Source organism: Tannerella sp. (genome assembly GCF_052170195.1).
Taxonomy (GTDB): domain Bacteria; phylum Bacteroidota; class Bacteroidia; order Bacteroidales; family Tannerellaceae; genus Tannerella.
Map to the genome: position 1 here is coordinate 1 of NZ_JBQNAZ010000040.1, position 23,311 is coordinate 23,311.

A 23,311-nucleotide genomic window follows, 5' to 3' on the forward strand; every position below is an offset into this window, starting at 1 on the left:
ATTAACTATTTAAAAATAAAATCCGATGAATTTTGATTTTAGTCGGTTAATAGTGGATTTTTTTATAAATTTGGAGGCGAAAAAATTACATTGGTAAATTGAATTTACATCTTTTATGCTTCGATGGACTTTCCGGCAAGATAGTATATTTTCTCAACACAATGAGAACTTATAAAAAAGTAGCAATAAAAGAGTTACATTGCAGACTAAATTTTTTATTGATATGAACATGAATCTATTAAGACAGTATTTAAAAACAGGTTTTCGTGTTTTTTTGAAATATAAAATACAATTATCTATCGCGATTTTGGGACTCGCCTTTAGCTTGGTATGTTTTGTCCCGACTATTTATTGGCTACATCACGAAACGACCTACGATCGTTTTTATTCGGATGCAAAGGAAATATACCGCATATATGCTGTCGAAAAAGGCTCCGGTAAAGTGAATGAACAGGTACCCGGGCTTTTAGGCAACGAGTTACTCAAATACTTTCCTGTATTGAAAGCTTCTGCTGGTTTTGTCACGGAACAATTAGATTACCAGACAGAAGGAAACGATTATATCCAGTTAAAGACACTATGTGTTGACAGCGCCTTTCTAAACGTTTTTCAACAGCCGTGTGTTTATGGAGACATGAAGCAAGCGTTACAGATGGCGGGAAATATCGTTTTAACCGAAACTGTGGCTTCGCGTTTATTTGGCACTGCAGAAAATGCGATTGGACAAAAACTGGAGCACTCTTTATCCAGAATTTTCGGTCCTTGTACAGTAACGGCCGTCGTTCAAGATTCGCCGGCAAACACGAACCTGCCATTCGATGCCATTTTTAATTTTCCCGCCTTACAAGATGCATCTATGATCATGAGCACTTCCGAACAATGGCAATATTACAACAACAATCTATACGTAAAGTTTTATCCTCAAGCAAATAGCGAAGGATTTGAACAACAACTCCGTGATTTCACTTCAAAAATAAAAAAGAATACCGATATTGAGCTAAGGATGCTTCCGATTAGCGATGCTCGCCACAAACTAAACAGCGATCTGCTTTTCACATTGAACTTCATACGATTGCTGGTGATTTCAGGCATCTTATTGATGCTTAGTGCACTCTTCAATTTCTTAAATTTGTATCTTGGCCTTTTCCGTCAACGTATCAATGAATTCCGTCAACGTATGATTCATGGAGCTACAAGCCGGCAAATTATCTCACAAATGATGTTCGAGTTAACTTGTGTTGTATTGTCGGCATTACTGATTGGAGCTTTCTTCATTTTCCTTACTCGACCTATCGTTTCCAATCTGTTGGGTATAGTCATGCCTACACCGCAATTGCTTTATTTTTCTCTGCTTTCCGGTCTGGGCATAATGCTGTTCGTATTGCTCTTCAGCCTGATCCCCTGTTGGAAAATGAATCAACTGATTACAAGAAACATGGCTGAAAGAAAAATATCTAATCAGCCTATGTTACAGCGAATAGCGATATCTTTTCAACTCGCGGTCAGCATCGTTTTTATTATTGCCGCTTCAGTCACAATGATGCAAATGCGTTTTATCAATCAAAAAGATTTGGGATTCGACCGGAGTGGAATCATTCAATTATATAGTGAGAACATGAAGCTGGATGAACATAAAGCTACCATAAGACAACAGCTTGAAGCAATTCCTCAAATTATGAACATTTCTGCTACAGACTATTCTCCCGATAAAAATGCGACCATGACAACCGAGGTAGAATGGTCAGGCAAACAGTCGCATAAAAAACCTGTTTTCCAATGGCTCTTTGCCGATGCTAATTTTGCTAAGACTTTCCGATTAAAATTGATCGCAGGGCAATGGTGGGAAGAAGGTCAAAACGAAAATCGTAAAGTCGTTCTCAACGAAGAAGCGGTCAAGGTTATGGGGCTTAGTGAACCGGTAGGTTCCATTATTCGAATGAATCCTTTTTTGATTACTAATGATGGCGTTGCTCCCATGGAAGAATATGAAGTGATAGGTGTGGTAAACGATTTTCACTCTCATTCTCTTCGAAGTCGTATTCATCCGACTATTATTAGAGCCGGTTTAGAAAACATCTGGTATATCCGTGTCGTGCCCGGACAAGAACAGGAAGTGATGCAGCGAATATCCTCGATACTGACAGATATAGATATCAGTTTAGCGGATACTCGTCTGACTTTGCTTGATGAAGTATACGACCGGTTAGACTATTCGGAACAGATCGGTCTAAAATTATTTTCCATATTGGCAATCGTTTGCCTTTCAATCTCTTTATTCGGGATTTATGCCATAGCAAGTTCGACAACTCAAAAGCGTCGCAAAGAAATAGCGATTCGCAAGATATTTGGAGCTGATATACAAAATGTTGTTCGTATGTTTGTTTGCGAATATTTTCTATTGGTTGTTTTTGCAGCCATTGTAGCTCTCCCGGTAGCTCATTATGTTATGTACCGCTGGCTGCATGGGTATGCTTATCACACGAACATTCCATGGTGGTTACCGGTAATGGTCTTTACGGGTAGCATTACACTCGTATTATTCACGGTGTTAGGACATGTGCTAAAAGCAGCTGGCAGTAATCCTGCAAAAGTCGTAAAAAGTGAATAAGCTTATATTATTGTATAAAAAAACAGTTAAAATGAGATTCTAGTTGGGGGACGGCATATGGAAAGGTCTGGTTTTCTAACACAAAAATATTTTCTAAATGATTATCCGCATATTTGCTTTTAATTAATTTTGTCTCTGTATTCGGCATTATTAAATTGGTATAGAGCATCGTTCTTTTTATAATTCGACTGTTTTGATTATGAAAATGTTGAACTTTTCAATGTTTCCAAAAACTATAGCAACTTAACGATACCAAAACGGAGAATAAAGCCCAGTTACTAACACACAATATTGCCAATCAATGCTGTCCGATAAAAAAGACACTATTTCTTTCGAGAATAACTTTTATCGGACAGCGATGAAATAAAATACGCATAAACAACAATAAATAAACGATGTCCACGATAGAGAAAGCAATAGAAATAGCAGTTGCAGCACACAAGGGTCAAAAAGACAAATCTGGAGCAGATTATATTTTACACCCATTGCGTGTTATGGAACGAGGGAAAAGTGAAATTGAGAAGATTTGCGGTGTGTTACACGATGTAGTGGAAGATAGCGAATGGACATTTAAAAAGCTTGAAAATGAAGGATTTTCGAATGAGGTAATTGCTGTATTACGTTGTGTCACCAAAGAATCGGAAAAAGAAGATTACGACGTTTTTATCAATCGAATCGCTCAAAATCCGATAGCCATTGAAGTTAAAATAAATGATTTGCTTGATAATATGGACATAACTCGCTTAAAAGAACTTAACGAAGAAGATGTAAAACGGTTAAATAAGTACTTAAAAGCATTTTGGAAGTTGCAAAAATCAAAAAATAAGTAGCAACATAACCTTTTCATTGAGCATATTAGCGACTGCCAAAGCCTCTCTACGGTCATAAAGTTTTACGGCGATTACTTTAGCATACGTGTCATTAATGCTTTCGGGATTTCTTTATCTTCCTTCAGTTGTCTTTTTTCAAAGGGACTTCATCAATCGGAATGGCTTCTTTCCCGATCTTCTTAAATGCCTCGATCAGTTTTTCGGGATTCGTCTTTTCGGGATTATAAATCACCGTTACCTTCTGATTTTCGGAGTCGATTTTCAGGTTTTTCACGCCTTTCTCGTAAGCGATATTCTTTTTAATGTTTTTGACGCAATTATCGCACATGATTTCTACGGCAAACGTCGTCTGCGCTTCTTTTTTCTTCGCCTCTTTCTGTGCTACCGCATCACTCCCGATCAGCAGCATCAAACAGCAGATCATCCATTGAATTGTTTTCATTTTCTTACTTTTTATATGATTAATACATGATTATAAATTCCACCGCAGACCACCGTAGATTTTCCGCCCATGCACAGGTCCCCAGACCATGGTTGCATCGAAATCGTCTCCCCACGGATCGGATGAGGCAACGATCGGGTGCGGTTGCGTGAAGTCAAACAGGTTTTCCACCCCCACATACAACGACAGCTTCTTAAACCGCTTCGTGATTTGTGCGCCGACGAGCGTATAAGCCTCGAAGGTTTTCTCCCACAATGGGGTTTTCGCATCGGGAGTCGGTAACGTGCCGGGCCCGTTGAACTGCGCCGTCGCATCGAACTGCCACCGGTAAACGGGCGTCCGATATCCGAGCGTAATCAGTCCTTTATATCGACTCGTCAACGGCTTTTCCATCAATTGACCGTTATAAGTTGTGCGGGCGTCTGTCCATCGCCATGCGCCACGCACATCGAGACTTTCAAAAAACACACAGCTTGCTTCCAGCTGAATGTTACGCGCATAGGATCGTCCGTCGAGGTTATAAAAGCGGACGGCATGCGCATCTGTCATGACATCGGTGACGACCTGCTGCCCAAAATCCGTCTGATAATACTCGGCCGAGAGCACCAGCTCCTTCCCGGCCAGTGGGATGTATCCCGTGATGCTCGCCCCCCAATTCAAGGCAGACTCCATCTTTAAGTCGGGAGCAACGGACAGCTTCCTCACGCGATTCGATGCGAAAAGAAAGTTGTTTTCGACAAACACATTTGCCGAGCGGTATCCTTTCCCGACCGAAGTGCGCAGATGGAGTTGTTCGATAGGATTATACCGCAGATGCAACCGTGGCGTAACAAAGAACCCGTATTCGTTATGATAATCGCCGCGAAGGCCGGCCATGACCGTCAGTTCACGCAATGGCATCCACGTATATTCCGCAAAAGCGCCGGTGACCCACTCGGTGCGCAGAGGAAGAAAAGCCGGGTGAGACGCCAGATATTCCGACAGCTGCTCGGTTCGGTCCATATTCATGCTAAGCCCCGTGCTGATTTTGTTCTTTATATCGATATCCGTATCGAACAGCAGATTGGCATATACGTTCTGCTGCTTCAAATCATATCCGATAAGTCCGTACTTCGCGTTCTGGCGATGGAACGACCCGGAAAGAATCAGTGCGATACTGCGGTTCATATCGGCATCGAGCACATACCCGTTCTTCGTGAACACCTCGCCGCGAAGCGTACGAATATCGATTTCATAGCGCGGCTTGTCGGGCGACGTGTTTTTTACATGCTCTGCCTGTCCGTTTTCACGTGTCTCATGCACAACCTTTACCCCCACTTGTGAAATGAAATTTTTGCGCGTATAATACCAGCGATTGAAGAAATTGAACTGTTCGAGCAGCGGGAGGTCGAGAAAACCGTCTCCATTTGCGTCATGTACCCGTTTGTCTTGCGAATAGTGCGCAAACAGTCCTGTCGACAGATGCTTCGACAGTCGCACCGCCCCGTCGAGGTTTCCTTCCATCCGTCCCGCGTCGGACACAAACAGGTTAACCGTCAAAGGACTTGCCGTAATCGGTTTCTTGTATTCCACATTGATCTGCCCCGTGACGGATTCGTAGCCGTTACGCACCGAGGCGCTCCCTTTCGAGACCTGAATGCTTTCCATCCATGTGCCCGGCACATAATCGAGCCCAAAGAGCGAAGCCGCCCCGCGAAAGCTCGGCACGTTCTCGGTCAGCATCTGCACGTATGTGCCCGGTAAGCCGAGCAGACGAATCTGTTTTGCGCCCGTAGCCGCATCCGAATATGATACATCGACCGAAGCATTCGTTTCAAAACTTTCCGAGAGGTTACAACATGCGGCGCGTGTCAATTCATCGGCATTGATCCGCTCTGTCTGCAAGGTGGCAAAGCGCGGCTTCAAGGTCGACGCCGTGCGCCCCGTCACAACGACCTCGTCGACCTGCCGGCTCACTTCTTTCAGGACGACGGAGAGCACCGGACTATTCGCCCTGACGACAAGCGTGTCCGACTCGAAGCCCATATACACAATGACAAGCGTATCGGGCGACACGTGGCTTTGCAACGTAAATGCCCCGTCGACACCGGTCGTCGCTACCGTACGCGACTGCAACAGATGCAACGTTGCACCCGCCGCTTTGTCACCGCCCTCAAAAAGCACCGTACCTTTCACGGTAAATTGGGCATATATCCCACTACTCATGATCAGCGCACAGAAAGCACATATATGCCTGAAAATCATATCAAATTATTATTTTAATAATATTTGTTTCGTTTGTCTCTTTGCAAAGAAAGAAATTTTTTACGGGAAAATCGGGTATTAAATATTTTTTTGTACTTTTGTCCGACTTATAACTCATTAAAAAAGAGAACAGACATGATTACACAGCAATTGATAAACCCGCAATCTATCGCCGTTGTTGGCGGTTCGAATAACATCAACAAGCCGGGAGGGCAAATGGCAAAGAATATCCTGACCGGAGGATTTGCTGGGAAGCTCTACATCGTTAACCCCAAAGAGACAAAGATTCAAGGCATCAAAGTGACGCCTTCCGTTCACGATCTTCCACAGGTAGATATGGGTGTATTGGCCGTTGCTTCACCATTTTGTAAAGAAGCGGTCGATGTGTTGGTACATCAGAAAGGAGCCAAAGCCATTATCATCATCTCATCAGGTTTCAGTGAAGAGACACCCGAGGGCGGGGTGATTGAAAAAGAGATCCAGCACATTTGTTCGCAGGCGGGTGTCTCACTTATCGGCCCCAACTGCATCGGGCTGGCCAACCGCTATCACCACAGCGTATTCACGGCTCCTGTTCCGGAATTCCACCCGAATGGCGCCGATCTGATCTCAGCCTCCGGCGGCGTTGCTCTGTTTATCATGGAATGTGCTATCCCGAAGGGTCTTCGGTTCAATTCGATCTGGTCGGTAGGAAATGCCTCGCAAATCGGTATCGAAGCGGTTCTGGAGTATATGGACGAACATTTCAACCCGGAAGAAGACTCTAAGATCAAGTTATTATATATCGAAAACATCAAAGACCCTGACAAATTGCTTTATCATGCATCGTCCTTGATACGCAAGGGTTGCAAGATTGCAGCCATTAAAAGCGGCTGCTCGGAAAGCGGCATGAGAGCGGCCTCATCCCACACGGGCGCTTTGGCATCGAGCGATTCGGCGGTGGAGGCATTATTCCGAAAGGCCGGTATTGTGCGTTGTTACAGCCGCGAAGAGCTGGCTACTGTAGCTTGTGTCTTCACCTTGAAAGATATCCATGGCAAAAATTTCGCTGTCGTTACCCATGCCGGTGGCCCGGCGGTGATTCTTACTGATGCTTTGTCACGCGGCGGCTTGGGTGTTCCGGCCTATCAGGGCAAGAGTGCCGAAGAACTGAAATCACGCTTGTTGCCTGGCTCGTCCGTATCCAATCCGATCGATATTCTGGGAACAGGCTCTACGGCCGATCTGGGGCTGGCCATCGACTATGCGGATCAGCATTTTCCCGAAACGGATGCCATTGCTACCATCTTCGGGAGCACAGGATTGGGAAAAATCTCGGATGCGTTGGAAATGATCCGCCAAAAGTCGGAGACATGCACCAAACCGGTGTTTCCGATTCTTCCGTCGATTGTCAATTCATCCAGAGAAGTCGAAGATTTTATTCGTGCAGGTGGGGTTAACTTCTCCGACGAAGTAGCCTTGGCAAGCGCTGTATCGCGTGTAGTGAATACGCCTAAACCGACGGCAGGACAAATCGAATTGCAGGGAGTCGATATCCCTCTGATCCGCCTCACAATCGACCGGATCGACGAGAACGGGTACCTGCAACCTTCCGACATGCAAATCCTGCTGAAGGCGGCGGGGTTGGCCATGGTCGAAGAATGTGTATCGACAAGCGAAGAAGAAGTGTTGGCTTTCGCACGTCAGACAGGTTTTCCGGTTGTTGCCAAAGTAGTCGGCCCCGTACACAAAACCGATATTGGCGGAGTGGCGCTAAACATCAAGACGGAGGAACATTTATCGTTGGAGTTCAGGCGCATGATGAAGTTGCCGGGTGTCAGATCTGTGATGATTCAGCCCATGCTGAAAGGAACGGAGCTGTTTATCGGCGCCAAGTACGAAGACCGGTTCGGACATATCGTATTGTGCGGTCTGGGAGGTATCTTTGTGGAAGTACTGGGCGATGTGGCCTCGGGGCTCGCACCCCTCGAATACGAAGAAGCTTATTCGATGATCCGCTCGTTGAGAGCTTATAAGATATTCAAAGGCACCCGCGGACAGAAAGGCGTAAACGAACATCAATTTGCCGAATTTATCGTGCGCCTCTCTACTTTGCTTCGTTTCGCAACCGAGATCAAGGAGCTTGATCTTAATCCGCTGCTGGCTACGGAGAAGGGCATCATCGCGGTCGATGCACGCATCCGAGTAGAGAAATGAGCGGGAAACGGCAGATTCGGATCATTCATACCGCAGACTGGCACCTCGGACAACATTTCTTTGAATACGACCGCCGGACTGAACACGCACGTTTCCTGGCATGGCTCAAAAACGTGCTGAAAGACCGACAAGTTGACGTGCTGCTGATTGCGGGCGATGTGTTCGACAGTCCGAACCCGTCGGCCGACTCGCAAAAGATGTACTATACATTTCTGCGCGAAGTAACGCACGAAAATCCCGAACTGCAGATGATCATCATTGCCGGAAACCACGACTCGGCGGCACGTCTTGAGGCTCCCAGCCCATTGTTCGAGGAGATGCATATCGATGTGCGCGGTACGGTGCGACGGACGCCGGAAGGCGACATCGATTATGCCCGTCTGATCATACCACTCAAAAAGGGAGGATACTGTCTTGCCGTGCCCTACCTGCGGCAAGGCGACTATCCCGATGCGGAAAATTATTCGCAGGCTGTGCGGACGATGTACGAGAAGCTGTATGATCTCGTCCCTGATAAACATCTTCCGGTGATTGCCATGGGACATTTACAGGCGACCGGTTCGGAGATTTCGGAAAATGACCGTTCGGAACGCACCGTCATCGGAGGGTTGGAATGTGTCTCTCCCGATGCTTTCGGACCCGGAATAACATATACCGCATTAGGGCACCTGCATCGCGCTCAGCGTGTTTCCGGACGAGAAAATGTGCGTTATGCGGGCGCCCCGATTCCCATGTCGTTCGCTGAAAAGAACAACAGACAAGGAGTCGTTTTTATCGAGATAGACGATACGGTCAAGATCGAACACATCGAGTTCGAAGATACGGTCAGGCTGATCACCCTTCCCCGCGAAGCCCGCGCTTTGCCCGAAGTACTGGAAGAGATCGGACGGTTACCGGCAGGAGAAGCGAACGGACATTCTCCCTATCTGGAAATCAAGATACGGATCACGGAACCGGAGCCTTCCCTTCGGCACCAGATCGAAGAGGCACTGAAAGACAAGTCCGTCCGACTGACACGTATCGAAGCCGTAACGGCTGCACGAAAAGATAGCGACCCCCTTTCCGGCCCGGAAGATTTGCAGACTATCGATCCGATGGATCTGGCCATGAACGTCTTTAAACGTCAATATGGCGATGAACCGATGCCTGAAGCCATGCAGAAACTTTTGCGACAGACCCTTCGAGAAGTCGAAGGATCGCTTTAACTGTATACCTCTCTCGGCTTTTTTACGTATGTTTGTAGATCCGAACGAAAAAAGAAAAAACAATGAGAATTCTGGCTATCCGAGGGAAAAATCTGGCCTCACTCGAAAAGGCTTTCGAAATCGATTTCACCGCAGAACCGCTCAAATCGGCCGGTATTTTTGCCATTACGGGGAGTACCGGATCGGGTAAGTCTACCTTGCTCGACGCTTTATGTCTGGCGTTGTTCGACCAGACGCCACGCACGAGCCATGCCTCAGAAAATATCCTGATCCGCGACGTGGGCGACAAGGCTCTCAGTCAACGCGATTGCCGTAATATCCTGCGCCGTGGTACGAGCGAAGGCTATGCCGAAGTCGATTTCGTATCGCTCGGCCGAGAGACATTTCGGGCACGCTGGTCGGTCAAGCGGGCTTATAACAAAGCCGAAGGATCGATGCAAAGCAGTGAAATACGCCTCCGCAATTTATCCACAGGACATGAAGAGCCGGGACGAAAGACGGAACTGCTCGCACGCATCGTCGATCTGATCGGGCTTACGTTCGATCAGTTTACCCGTTCGGTGTTACTGGCACAAGGCGATTTCGCCACATTTCTCAAAGCGCGTCAGCCGGAGAAGGCTGAGCTGCTCGAGAAATTGACGGGCACGGATATCTATTCGCGCCTCTCGATCGCCATCTATGAGAAGTCGAAGAACGCCGGCGCGGAGCTGGAAGCTGTCACGCGGCACATCGAAAGCATCGAACGACTTTCGGAAGAGCAACGAAGGGCGTATGAGACGGAAAAGTCGGAGGTAACACATGAACTGACGGAACTGAAAAAGACGGTCGACCGATTGACGGCACAGTTGAAATGGCAGACCGAACACGCTCGTTTGTGCGACGAACAAAAACAGGCCGAACATCGTCTGGTGCAAGCCAAGCAAGCCATCGCGGAAGCACGTGAGCGTTACGACTACATCGTGCAAATCGACCGTGTACAGGAGATACGTGATACGTTCAAACATCTGGAGAACCTCCGCCACACATTGTCCGAGTCACAGGCCGATCTGGAAACAGCCGTCCGCCGACAAGCCGAAAACGAGCCGTTGCTTACCGAAGCCATACGCGCCGTAGCCGACTGTGAGCAGGAACATACGCAGCTCATGGATAAACAACAGCAGATTGCCCCTCAAATCGTCCGCGCCCGCGAATTGGACGTCTTAATTTCAAAGGCGAAGAAAGACCTTGAAGAGGTTCGAAGAGAGCTTAAGGATGCTCAAGAAAGAAAAGTAAAAACCGAAGAGGAGATCCGCTGCATACAGGAGACGCTGGCACAGACGCAAAAAGAACTCATCACACGAGAGGAATGGTTTAAAACGCATCGTGACTTTGAGCTGATCGCCGCACGAATGGATCTCCTTCTCTCCCTGATTGCCGAAGCGCAGACCGTACAAAAGCAGAAGCAACGTAACGAACAAACATTAGAGAGAAGTAAGCAAATCCTGTCCGATCAGGAGAAAAAAATGGAACAACTCAGGCAGGAGGCGGAACGGCTGAACAAGATGATGCCTGCCGAAATCGCGACGCTCCGTGCACAGCTGAAAGAAGGGATGCCTTGTCCGGTATGCGGCAGCCTCCATCACCCGGTTGCGAGTCTCGCAGAGACGCAACGTATGAAAGAACAGGAGCTGGAACAGGCGAAGGCTGACAATGTCCGGCAAACGGAGGAGGTCGCCGCCGATCTCGAAATACGCAAAGATGAGATCACGAAACTTTCCGCACTGATCGAGAATTACACGGCGCAGTATACGGCCACATACGGCAAGTTAGAGGAACATCTTATCACTCTCCCCGGCTGGCAAACTTTTTTCGAACATGCTACACTGACCGAACACCTGATTACCCGCAAGACGGAGTGGGACAATGCAAGCACAGCCCTGACCGAAGCGCAGGAACGACTCAAACGACTCAAAATCGATCTTGAGAACGGGCGGGTGCGCATACAGGAGACCGACCGAATATGGAAAGTCACGACCGGGAAGAATGAACACTGTCGGAACATAGTGGAACAATGGCAGGCCGAACGACAAACTGTGCTGCGCGGGAAACCGGCCGACGCTGCCGAGAAATACTTTACCGACAACTTGTCTCTTATCACATCGAAAATCAAAAAACTGAATGAGAAAAGAAACCTGCTGTCGGCCGAGCAGAAAAGCCTGAGCGATCACATCGCCCAACGCCGGCAGGATCTGGATAAGCTCGTTGTCGAACAGGAAACGCTGCAAAAAGCCGTCGAAACATGGATGGCCGGAAAAGATGGCATCACCCGCGAACGACTCCCGGAGCTGCTCTCGAAAAGCAACGCATGGATTCAGGCTGAAAAAAAGGCGCTGAACTCTCTGACCGAAGCTGAGACAACCGCCCGCGCTACCTTGGCCGAACGAAATAAGAACCTTACATTGCATTACGAGTCAAATGACCGGCCGACAGATCAGAACACTACGAACGAAGCGCTGCAAGCCTGTCTGCAAGAGAGAAGGCTGCAGACCGAAGAACGTACCCGGCGACAGACCGAACTCGAAGTAGTACTGACTACAAACGCTCGTAACGAAAAGCAGGTTGAAACATTGGAAAAAGAACGGCAGGAGAAATATGCACACGCCGAGAACTGGCAAAAGTTGAATATCCTGCTCGGATCGGCCTCCGGCAATAAGTTCAAAGAGATCGCTCAGGGATATACCCTCGACACGCTACTCGGCTACGCGAACAAGCATCTTCGGGAACTCACGTCGCGCTATAAGCTGCAACGAGTACCCGGATCACTCGCTCTGCAGGTCGTCGATCTCGATATGCTCAACGAGGTACGCACGGTACACTCGCTCTCGGGGGGCGAATCGTTCCTGATCTCGCTCGCACTTGCCCTCGGCCTCTCATCCCTGTCGTCGAATCGCATGAACGTGGAGTCCCTCTTTATCGACGAAGGATTCGGATCGCTGGACAACGACACGCTGGGTGTCGCTATGGATGCACTTGAACGTTTACAGACCCAAGGACGCAAGATCGGCGTTATCTCGCATGTCTCGGAGATGACTGAACGCATCGCCGTACGGATTAGCCTCACAAAAACATCGAACGGAAAAAGTGAGATCGAGATCAGAGCAACCGAACCGAAAGGTTAAACAAGCGCTCTTTTGTGCCTTTTAAAACATTTTTTTCAGAAAAAAATTGTTTTCTTTCACGAAAGCCTATATATTTGCTCACTGAAACAAAAATAATCATTCAATTAAAAAACACAGAACTCATGGAGAAGCCTTATGTAATTGGGATTGATATAGGGGGTACGAATACCGTATTCGGCGTAGTAGATGCACGAGGAGCCATTTTATATAGCGGTTCGATTAAGACAGGGCATTATGATGACATTAACAACTATGTAAAGGCCCTTGGCGACGGGTTACAGAATGTGATTAGCTCGGCCGGAGGCAAAGACAAGATCAAAGGCATAGGGGTAGGAGCGCCTAACGGCAACTATTTCAACGGTTGCATTGAATTTGCGCCCAACCTGCCGTGGAAAGGAAAAATTCCTTTGGCACAGTTGATCAGCGACCAGACGGGAGGCATTCCGGTCACCTTGACAAACGATGCCAATGCGGCGGCTATCGGTGAGATGACATATGGTGTGGCTCGCGGTCTGAAAGATTTTATCGTCATCACACTGGGTACAGGTGTGGGCAGCGGAATCGTCATCGGCGGTAATCTGGTATACGGTCACGACGGGTTTGCCGGTGAGTTGGGACACGTAATCGTGCGCCGTGAGAACGGACGTCTGTGCGGATGCGGCCGTCACGGATGTTTAGAGGCTTATGCTTCGGCCACAGGTGTAGCCCGTACAGCTTGCGAACTGCTGATGACACGTACCGAAGAGAGTCTGTTGCGTGAGTTGGAACCGGACAAAATCACCTCGAAAGATGTGTATGATGCGGCTGTTAAAGGCGACAAGCTCTCTCAGGAAATCTTTGAAACAACCGGCGCGATTTTAGGTGAAGCCTTTGCCGACTTCGTCGCTTTCTCAAGCCCGGAAGCAATCATTCTGTTCGGCGGCCTGACAAAAGCTGGACAGCTGCTTATGGATCCGGTGAAACGCTCCATGGAAGCCCACATGCTGAAGGTATTCCAAAACAAGACCCGTCTGCTGTTCTCGCAGCTGAAAGAAAGTGATGCCGCCGTATTAGGCGCCAGCGCACTCGGCTGGGAAGTGAAAGAAGAGTTATAAAAGCATCTTGATATACATGATAAAGCCCCGGCTTAACAAGCCGGGGCTTTATCATTTTTCAGCATTTGAGCACACTTTCAAATATCATCCGCTCCTTGGAATGCCTGTACGAAACGGACTTTCGATCCTCTTTTCGCTTACTTCTTCAGGAACAGGTCCATCATTTCGCGGGCTGCGACGAACGAGCTGACCTCGTTGTTCAGCACCTGCCGTTCGATGACGGGCAGCCGCTCCTCTATACGCGGATGATGATAGAACGCATCGTTCAGCATGTCGTGAATACTCTCGTACATCCAGTATTTGGCTTGCTCGTTACGTTTCCGATCGAAATAGCCATTCGCTTTCGTGAACGCCATATATTCCTCGATCATATTCCAAACTTCTTCTATGCCCAGATTGTAATATCCCGAATACGTCAGCACCTTAGGGAACCATCCCGAAGCGGTAGGCGGAAAAAGATGAAGCGCGTTGCGGAAATGTCCGGCGGCCATCTTGGCACGTTCGATATTATCTCCGTCGGCTTTATTGATTACGATCCCGTCGGCCATCTCCATAATCCCTCGTTTAATGCCTTGCAGCTCATCGCCCGTACCAGCCAACTGGATAAGCAGGAAAAAGTCGACCATCGAATGTACGGCCGTTTCGCTCTGTCCGACACCGACCGTCTCGACGAAGACGGTATCAAATCCGGCCGCTTCGCAGAGGATAATCGTTTCGCGTGTTTTACGGGCTACTCCGCCCAATGAGCCGGCCGTAGGAGAAGGACGAATAAAAGCGTTATGTTCACGTGAGAGCTGTTCCATACGCGTCTTATCACCGAGGATACTCCCTTTCGATCGCTCGCTGCTGGGATCGATGGCTAACACCGCCAGCTTATGCCCCCTGCGTACCATGTACATCCCGAATGCATCGATCGACGTACTTTTTCCGGCACCGGGCACTCCCGTAATCCCGACGCGGATAGACCGCCCGGTATGAGGCAAGCATTTCTCGATAATCTCCTGCGCCTGTTGCTGGTGTTCGTGCCGGGAACTCTCGACCAGCGTCACCGCCTGACTAAGTACCGAGGTATCTCCGCGCAAGATGCCTTCGACAAACTCATGCGTCGTGAACGAGCGCGTTCGTTTGCGCATTTGCCGCAGGTAAGGGCTGACGGTCGGCACACCCGCCACACCGCTGCTCACTTTCAATCCTTTATATTTTTCGTCGTTTTCGGGATGATCCATTGTTTTATTTATCGTTTAAAAAGCAAGAGGGAAATCGTTTCATCTCCCTCTTGTGCCAGATTCTATTTTTTTATTCTGCCGTAATTTTCACTTGACGGACCGGCCCTCGAGGATCGTTGCAGACCACATAAAGCATGGTCTCCATCGGCTTCGTCACCTCTTTAGGTCGGATAAGAAGGGTCAGGGTTACCGATTCACCGGGAGCAAGCATCTTGCGGTTAAACCCGGTAACGTGTACCCGCCGGTCGTCGCACGATACGCTATGCAGTTCGAGCAGTTCTTTGCCTTCGTTCGTAAGGGTCACCTGCTTCGAGGCGCGCTTGCTACCGATGCCAAAGAGTCCGCCTCGTTTCATTCGCCCGAATTCCAGCAAAGTTGCCGAGAGTTTGATGCCTGCGCCATACGTTTTCTGCATGGGCGAAAGCGTACTGAAATCGTCGATAAAGTTGACGGAAACGGGGATTTCATGTGAGACAACTTCTCCGGAGGCGGCGCTACGTGCCATCCACGTGAACCCGCCAAGCATCCGTCCTTTCGTCGTAACTTTCGTACCGTCGACAGTTACTTTCAGCCGTTCGGCCTTACCGGGCGCTAATTCGGCAGGAGCTTCCACCTGAATATGTGCCGGCATATTAACGAGAGAAAGTGTTTGACTCGCATCGGAAAAGTTACGAATCCATATCTCCTGCGTCGCAATCTCTTTCGGACGGATGGTATGGAACATAAATGTTTTACTTTCCAACTGTATCGTTCCGATCGTATCCTGATATACGACCGGTAATTCACTCGGCTTGGGAATCACCTCGCCCATAATGGAAAGACGCTGCCTCCCTCCTTTCGCATTCGTATAGACGGTGATATGCTTTTTAAACGGCCCCGGACGATTCTTCGCCGAATACGTGATCACCACATCACCGACTTCACCCGGAGCGATCGGGTCGGTCGTCCATTCCGGTTCGGCACATCCGCAGGAAGATTGCACATGCGAAATGATGAGCGGAGCCTTACCGGTATTCGTAATCTGGAAAATATGGGTATAGTAATTCTGCTCCTCATCAATCTTGCCAAAATCGTGCGTCCACGTGTCGGGCGTAAACTCGGGTTCTCCGGCCACAGCCCCCGATACGGCGTGCACATTTCCCTTGATGGTCAAGACAAGCGGAGCTTCCGAACCGTTACTGAAGACCTGCATAGTGTGGCTAAAAGCTCCGGACTGTCCCAAAGGGTCGTACGTCACTTCAAGCCTTGCTGTCTCACCCGGTTCTACCGTTTTCTTCGACCATTCGGCCAAAAGGCAACGGCACGAAGAAGAAACACGAATCAGTTCCAAGGTTGCTTTCCCATCGTTCCTGACGGCAAAGACATGTTTCACCGGCCCATTTGCGCTTTCAATCCGGCCGAAATCATGAACGGTTTCGGATATGACGATTTCAGCCTCTTCCCGGGCAGATAAGCATTGCACCGAAAAGAGGCAGAGAAACAAGGATAAGCCGACTGCGCAGATTCTTCCGCTCATCGGTTTATGAGTTCTTCTGTACGACATTTCCGCGGATCGTCAGGACATAATTCCCATCGGCCTTGCCGTTACTGTACACGGAAATCGTTTTAACAAATTTACCCGGGCGTCCGGCCGGATTATATGTAACCTTGATTTCGCCCGTTTTTCCCGGAGCAATCGGTTCTTTCGTCCAGTCCGGTGTCGTACATCCGCAAGAAGCCACAACGCGTGAGATGACCAACGGCATTTCTCCATTATTCATCACCGTGAAAACGTGGCTTGCAGGGCCTGACGTCTCGACGATGTCTCCGAAATCATACGTTGCACTGCCGGTTACCGTAATCGAAGCACTTTTTTCCTGTGCGCGAGCTACACCTGCCGTCATCATCAAGATGGCTGTTAAAACAAATAAGATACGTTTCATTTCACTATGCATTTAAGTTAATAACGCAGCAAAAGTAATATATTTATCAGGAATAAGATGCGGTACGGGGTTATTTTTTTCGAATGTACGTTAAAAAGCTGTGCGGATAAGGATTTTTTTCGTCCGTCGGCGCATCTGTTCGGGAAACTTCTTCCCACACATTCGGATCGACGGGAGGAAAAAACGTGTCGGCTTCCGGAAACGTATGATGCACAAGCGTAAGATAGAGTTTATCGGCTACCTCCAATGCCTGTTCATAGACATTTCCTCCGCCGATGATAAACACTTCGTCTTCCCCCTCGGTAGCCATAAGCGCGCCCCACAGCGTATTGTATACCGTACAACCGTCGAAACGGGCGCCCGGTTCGGTGGTAAGCACAATATTCCTGCGGTCGGGCAAAGCGCCTTTGGGCAGGGACTCGAACGTTCGCCGCCCCATGACGACGGTATGCCCGACGGTCAGTTCACGAAAATGTTTCATATCGTTCGGGAGACGCCAGAGCAAGCTGTTGTCTTTGCCTATCGCTCCGCGTTGGTCTGTGGCTACTATAATCGATATCATTGGTTTTTTGATGTTAGGAAGTTATACGGAAACGACACCCGGGATATGCGGGTGAGGATCATATCCGAGCAGTTCGAAGTCTTCATAGCCGAAGTCGAAGATGTTACGTACTTCCGGATTGAGTTTCATTTGCGGGAGCGAACGGGGCTCGCGCGTCAGTTGCAGTTTCACCTGCTCGAGATGATTGTGATAGATATGCGCATCGCCGAGGGTATGGATAAACTCACCGGCCTCGAGACCGGTAACGTGCGCAACCATTTGCAGCAACAGCGCGTAAGAAGCGATGTTGAACGGCACTCCGAGGAAGATATCCGCGCTGCGCTGGTAGAGTTGAAGACTGAGCCGCCCCCCGGCAACGTAGAACTGAAAGAAGGCATGACAGGGCGGCAGGTTCATGTTCCGCAAATCGCCGACATTCCATGCGCTGACGATGATACGGCGCGAGTCCGGATGGTGGCGAATCATGTCGATCGCCTCACTGATCTGATCGATCGCCCCGCCTTCGTAGTCCGCCCACGAACGCCACTGGTGACCGTAGACGGGTCCCAGATTTCCATCCGCATCCGCCCATTCGTTCCAGATGCGTACACCATGCTCCTGCAGGTAACGTACATTCGTGTCGCCTTTCAAGAACCACAGCAACTCGTAAATGATCGATTTGAGATGCAGCTTCTTGGTCGTAAGCAGCGGGAATCCCTCCCTCAGATCGAATCGCATCTGATACCCGAATACGCTCGTTGTCCCCGTCCCTGTACGGTCTTCCTTTGTTGTACCGGAACGGAGTACATGCCTTAGCAAATCTGCATATTGCTTCATAAACAGAGTCTTTTTATCTTTAAGCCTCGCAAAAGTAAGCAAAAAAGCCGACTTGGGGTGCCATTTTTGTTCAAAAAGCATGCAGACCGTCCGGATATCTTTAAGGAAGGTCTCCTTAACGTAAAGGAACACTTCCTTAAGCTCAAGGATCGATTCCTTAAGATGAAGGAACGACCATTAAATATTTCACTCTATTTTCCAGGCATCAAAAAAATATCAAAAATAAGTGGAATATTTGCATATTATCAAAAACCATTTATATCTTTGCGATATATTAGTTACACTCAAAAATAAAAAATGAATATAATACATACTGATATTAAAAAAACAGGTATTGTTAAATTAGTATAGAATTTTGTTCTTTTTGGATTTGCAATAATTTGATTATAAATGCGTTAGATGTTTTAATGTTTTTAAAAACTATAGCAACTTAACAATACCAAAAAACATTTTTAATTTTTGAAGATAATAACTCTATTGCAATGTAAGATTACAATTTTTTTATCAACATGAATCTAAATAAGTGTATAAAAAACACATGTACATTAATTTTGTTAATGCTATCTATTGATACGTTAGCCCAGTCCGACAAGCAACAAGTAAAAACCGAAAGATTCGGAATGGCTTTAGAATACGGATTCTATTCGCTAATCGGAGACAGTGTACGTCCGGTAAATCTGTCATTCCGTTATAAGATGAGAGACAAACATACATTTCAACTATATGTACCACTTTCTTTTAAAAGAAGTCATATTCGGAAAACATCTAATGTGCGTAAAGAAACGGTTTATGGCATCGGCATCGGCTATGATTACACATTCGTCTCATACTCTCTGTTTGACTTTTTCGCCGGAATAAAAGCAGATTATCGTTGGTATCAAAGCAGATATGACAGATATAGTGTTTATCCGGTATACAAAGAAGATAAAATCGCTTATGAACAGAAAGAAGAGTTTTATTATCGGGATAAGGTCAATGGCATTTCTCTGACACCCAATGCAGGGATTAGAGTCTCTGCGGGAAGAGTAGCAACCGAATTGTTGATGGATATTTCAATAAATCGCCTCGAAAGAGATGCTTATTCTTTTACAGAAATAAACTACCCTGCTGCAAAATCCACATGGGAAGAGCTTTATCCCGATAAAGATATTACGGAACTAAAGGTTTGTCCCGGAATATCCATCAATTTATCGTATTATTTCTAACTATCAAAAATAATTTCATCATGAAAAATTCAAAAACAGTTATTGCTTTTTTTTACATATTATTTAAAACCACCTTATTAAGCCAAACAACTATTCCAATACGTAGTGATAGTTATCATGAAAATAACCCTGCATGCCCGAAAAGGGCTATCAATTATTTTGTTGAGAGAAAGGACCATTACGGTGTCTATGAATGGAAAATATCTGGAGGCTCTTTTATCCATAATAATCAAAAGGTTAAATCCATCTCTCTTCCAAGTGTAGACGATGTTTTAGTAGAGTGGGATAATGTAAGCGCCCAAAAAGGAAAAGTGCCAATTGGAACTATTACGTTAAAAGTTTATCATTACAGAGACTGGAAAAGAGTTACAGCAACTGGAAAACACATTCAGAAGATCAAAAGTTTGAATGGTATTCTCCCTCCACCATTAGAATGCAATCCATCTTTAACAAGCTTAGATTATGGGGAACAAAATATAGATGTTTTCTTATCTGATATTATGTGGTATCCGGGATTTGAGATAGGCAAAGAGAATCCTCCCACCGTAGTACTCAAATTTGAATGGAAAATTCCAAAAGGATGGAAATTGAGATCTGGTCAGCAGCCAACTTCATCAGGGACATATATAACAGATGGACCAAAAATTCAGCTAATCACCAATGATATCGATGGAGGAACTGTTAGTGTCAGAGGATTAAGTGGAGGGGGAGCTGATGGATGTTGGGAGGCCGGAGATCACAGCTTATACAATAATATTACATTTACTAGACCTGGAAAGTTGACTTTAGAAAATTATCCTAAAAGTGTTCCCTTGGGGGAAATAAACACATATCAATTCAGTGTAAAAATGAATGGAATTACTTCGTTTGATTGGTCTGCCCCCTCTGGATGGAAAATAAATGGAGGGAGCAATGTTTATCGGGGAGGAAAGAATGTACAAATTACAACAAATAATTGCATGACAATGGATAAGGTGAAAGTTAAGATGAGCAAAGGATCTTCATGGACAGAATTTCCTACGGTTGTAATGTTACCAACAATCAATATTCCCACAAAAAAAATAACTCAATATCAAACTATCACATTATCATTAAATAATATATCTGATGATAAAATCACATCAGTTGAATGGTTTGTAAACGGAAATTCTATTGGAAAAACTAAGAATAAATCAGCATTAAGCTATCAAATACCCCTTTATGGTCAAATGAAAATATCAGCAATTTTAGTGGTTAATGGTTGTATGTCTATTTCCATTCCTGCAATCACAATTAATGTAAATAAAGCCCCCTCTCCTTACCTCTCCGGGCCTTCAGCTGTTTGCAATCAGGCGACCTATACAGTAGAAAACCTACCACCAGGGGCAAAAGTACAATGGCAGGTTCATCCAGAGTTGTACACATATAGGCAAACAAACAATTCGATATCTGTAAGCAAACAATCATTGACGTCATCTATGAAAGGAGGCTGGATAAAGGCAACTATTACAGGAAATGGTACAACATTGAGAAAAGATGATATCCTTTTGTGGAAATCTGGTATAACGCAAACAGATAATTTACTAGTTGGCCAGTTAGATGCTTCAGGAGGTCAAGTCGAAGCGATATATCCAATTCAGGAGTTAGGCAGAAATTTTCAATGGTCTGCTTCTAATAATTGGGAAGCAACGATACAAGGCCATCACTTTACTGATTTTTCGGGAAATCCTCAGAGTAACGCATCAAGTGTCTATATCACAGTCCGTTTTAATGATCCATGCGGATCGGAAACAATTATATACAAAGAATTTGAACTTCCGTCTACTTATAGTTTTAGCCTCTCTCCCAACCCTGTTACAGATGTAACCACTTTGCAGTGGAAATTATCCAGAGAAGAGATTTCAATGAATAACAACAGTCAAGTTACCCAACCTGTCGTTTGGAATCGAAGCACCTACGAAATCCAGCTCTGGAGCGGTATGAAGATGCTGCGTTCGTTCCGGACGAATGAGCCGACGTTCCAAATCCCGATGGTCGGACTGCCGGCAGGACTCTACTTCGTGCGTGTCGTCAAAGACGGACAGACGTACACACAGAAGTTGATTAAGAAGTGATGCCCTTAGGGCGTTGAGTTGTTTGATTGTTGAATTGTTGAGTTGTTTTGACTGTTGGCTGATAGCTAATAAATTGATTCAGGCTTACAGCCCTCAAAAAACAAGGATGGAAATCAAATTACCCCTACCCTTGCGGGATAGGGCTAAAATATATCGGGCTTTCAGCCCTGCGAGTATTGGATGCCCTTCGGGCGTCTAGCTGTTGTGCTGTTGGCTGAAAACTGATTGCTGACCACTGTAACAGCCTCGCAGGGGCGCGTTAATTCAGCCCAATGTGTAGCGATGGGGAAAAAGAATACCCCTCTTGCGGAGGGCTGGAAGCCTGATATAGTTTAATGGTTAATTATCAATTGTTATAATAGCGCATGTTGTAGAGACGTCCAATTTGGGCGTCTCTGATGATATTGTACATTCCGCACCGTGTTTCGTGTAATTGGGGATTAATCCCAGATTACGCAATAGGAATTTTTTGGTTCAGATTTATGGGGTAATCCCATAGTCCGATGAACCATTTTCGTCGTTTTTTAGTAAGCGCTATTTTTAGTTTGAGCGTATCGCCGGTCCTTTCAAAATATGCCCCTATAGCAAAGGTTCTGTAACGCAGTGTAGATAGTGTTTTTTGCGTTTTTTCTTGAAGAACAAATAGACGGAACAGAGACATTAAATTGTAGGCTATCATCGAAAAAATCAAGGCAGCTTCGGTTGCATAAAAGTCTTTTAGATTAAAACTTTCAGCCCCAAAATCCTGCTTCAACTCTTTTATTCTGTTCTCAGCATCTCCCCGCATGCGGTAGGTTCTCCAAACATCGACCATTGAGCAGGCTTGATTGGTAAAATAGGCAGAGTAGCGGTAGTTACGATGGATTTCATCTTCGGGGAAAAGGCTCAACTGTTTTCCGCCCGCTTGAGGTCTTTTCTCTATTTTTTGCCTTACAATAACGATTCTTCTTGGTTTTTGCCAAGATTGTGCCTGATAGGTTTTGTCGCAAATCTCTATACCGTCATCTACTTTTACCCAAAAATCCTGTTTGTCTATCAGGTGTTGAATGGGGTGTGTAAATCGGGCTGCAACAATGTAAGGTAAAGATTTTTCCTCCAAATAGTCAAATATATTTCCCTCTAGCAAAAACCGCTGTCAAGTCGTACCAAACCGATTTTTTTGTTGCCAAACATGGCTAAAGTCTCTTCCAAAAAACCAATGAAATTATGGGAAGCATTCGTGTTTCCGCTACGAAGCCAAAAATTGGCGACTATTTTTATATCATTGACAAATGCAATGAGGGGATGATGACTTTTTCTGCCCTTTTTCTTGGGATTATAGCCTTTTGTAGCGCCATCCTGTTCCCCATAACGAGTAATTACCGAAGAATCAATATCTAATGTAAAATAGTTGATATTCAAACTCTTGAAAAACCAACCAAAGAAGTGACGAGCAACTTCCAAATTGGTCTTGGCGTTGAATTTGGAAAAATATCGCTTGTAAGCGTCTTGTGCGGGGGTATGTTTCCAACCGAAGATATGTCCCAACGCCTTATCTGCCCGAGTGACCTCGGTATGCAAAAAGCGGTTGGCGCCACACCAAATACTGGTTATAAAAGACTCTAAAATTACGCCCACATCATAAGCGCGATTAGAGTTTTGGGTAGGTAAAGAATGGCAAGAAAACACCTGTTCTTTAAACCCGATTTTGTCTAACATTTGCTTCAAAAA

Annotated in this window: 14 protein-coding genes and 2 pseudogenes; 8 read left to right on the forward strand and 8 right to left on the reverse strand. The window is 46.3% G+C overall.

Annotated elements, in window-relative coordinates; translation table 11 throughout:
* Positions 1–199 precede the first annotated feature (199 nt).
* Positions 200–2,608: an ABC transporter permease gene (locus tag ACTTKA_RS09840; protein ID WP_442724899.1), complete on the forward strand. Its 2,409-nt coding sequence runs from the start codon at positions 200–202 to the stop codon at positions 2,606–2,608.
* Between the two features lie 395 nt (positions 2,609–3,003).
* Positions 3,004–3,438, forward strand: a complete 435-nt coding sequence (locus ACTTKA_RS09845) for a phosphohydrolase (RefSeq protein WP_442724900.1) — start codon at positions 3,004–3,006, stop codon at positions 3,436–3,438.
* Between the two features lie 121 nt (positions 3,439–3,559).
* Here the strand turns inward: ACTTKA_RS09845 and ACTTKA_RS09850 are convergent, their stop codons facing one another.
* The gene (locus ACTTKA_RS09850; protein WP_442724901.1) at positions 3,560–3,880 is read right to left on the reverse strand and encodes a heavy-metal-associated domain-containing protein; all 321 of its coding nucleotides are present in this window, start codon (positions 3,878–3,880) and stop codon (positions 3,560–3,562) included.
* A 30-nt stretch (positions 3,881–3,910) separates the two neighbouring features.
* Complete coding sequence (locus ACTTKA_RS09855; RefSeq protein ID WP_442724902.1) at positions 3,911–6,124, reverse strand: TonB-dependent receptor; 2,214 nt, start codon at positions 6,122–6,124, stop codon at positions 3,911–3,913.
* Between the two features lie 135 nt (positions 6,125–6,259).
* Between ACTTKA_RS09855 and ACTTKA_RS09860 the strand changes: the two genes are divergently transcribed.
* From ACTTKA_RS09860 to ACTTKA_RS09875, 4 genes are all read left to right on the forward strand, one after another.
* The gene (locus tag ACTTKA_RS09860) at positions 6,260–8,320 is read left to right on the forward strand and encodes an acetate--CoA ligase family protein (RefSeq protein WP_442724903.1); all 2,061 of its coding nucleotides are present in this window, start codon (positions 6,260–6,262) and stop codon (positions 8,318–8,320) included.
* 14 nt (positions 8,321–8,334) lie between these two features.
* On the forward strand, positions 8,335–9,525 hold the full coding sequence (locus ACTTKA_RS09865) for an exonuclease SbcCD subunit D (RefSeq protein ID WP_442724909.1): 1,191 nt from the start codon (positions 8,335–8,337) through the stop codon (positions 9,523–9,525).
* Positions 9,526–9,587: 62 nt separating this feature from the next.
* Complete coding sequence (locus ACTTKA_RS09870; RefSeq protein WP_442724904.1) at positions 9,588–12,683, forward strand: AAA family ATPase; 3,096 nt, start codon at positions 9,588–9,590, stop codon at positions 12,681–12,683.
* Between the two features lie 122 nt (positions 12,684–12,805).
* The gene (locus tag ACTTKA_RS09875; protein WP_442714187.1) at positions 12,806–13,777 is read left to right on the forward strand and encodes an ROK family protein; all 972 of its coding nucleotides are present in this window, start codon (positions 12,806–12,808) and stop codon (positions 13,775–13,777) included.
* 137 nt (positions 13,778–13,914) lie between these two features.
* Here ACTTKA_RS09875 and meaB read toward each other — a convergent pair whose 3' ends face one another.
* The 5 genes from meaB to ACTTKA_RS09900 form a co-directional block, all read right to left on the reverse strand.
* Entirely contained in the window at positions 13,915–15,003 is a 1,089-nt protein-coding gene (gene meaB, locus ACTTKA_RS09880; protein WP_442724905.1) for a methylmalonyl Co-A mutase-associated GTPase MeaB, read from the reverse strand.
* Between the two features lie 70 nt (positions 15,004–15,073).
* Complete coding sequence (locus ACTTKA_RS09885; RefSeq protein ID WP_442724906.1) at positions 15,074–16,519, reverse strand: DUF1573 domain-containing protein; 1,446 nt, start codon at positions 16,517–16,519, stop codon at positions 15,074–15,076.
* Positions 16,520–16,523: 4 nt separating this feature from the next.
* A complete protein-coding gene (locus ACTTKA_RS09890; RefSeq protein ID WP_097531009.1) occupies positions 16,524–16,925 on the reverse strand; it encodes a DUF1573 domain-containing protein in 402 nt (133 codons plus the stop codon).
* Between the two features lie 70 nt (positions 16,926–16,995).
* Positions 16,996–17,487: a dihydrofolate reductase gene (locus ACTTKA_RS09895; protein WP_442714190.1), complete on the reverse strand. Its 492-nt coding sequence runs from the start codon at positions 17,485–17,487 to the stop codon at positions 16,996–16,998.
* Positions 17,488–17,508: 21 nt separating this feature from the next.
* Complete coding sequence (locus ACTTKA_RS09900) at positions 17,509–18,303, reverse strand: thymidylate synthase (RefSeq protein ID WP_442724907.1); 795 nt, start codon at positions 18,301–18,303, stop codon at positions 17,509–17,511.
* A 695-nt stretch (positions 18,304–18,998) separates the two neighbouring features.
* Between ACTTKA_RS09900 and ACTTKA_RS09905 the strand changes: the two genes are divergently transcribed.
* Together ACTTKA_RS09905 and ACTTKA_RS09910 are read left to right on the forward strand one after the other, a co-directional pair.
* Entirely contained in the window at positions 18,999–19,508 is a 510-nt protein-coding gene (locus tag ACTTKA_RS09905; RefSeq protein WP_442724908.1) for a hypothetical protein, read from the forward strand.
* Positions 19,509–21,433: 1,925 nt separating this feature from the next.
* A pseudogene (locus ACTTKA_RS09910) lies at positions 21,434–21,601 on the forward strand (T9SS type A sorting domain-containing protein); the annotation flags it as partial.
* Positions 21,602–22,052: 451 nt separating this feature from the next.
* On the opposite strand, the pseudogene ACTTKA_RS09915 reads toward ACTTKA_RS09910, so the two are convergent.
* Positions 22,053–23,311 (reverse strand): annotated as a pseudogene (locus tag ACTTKA_RS09915) (IS1380 family transposase); the annotation flags it as partial.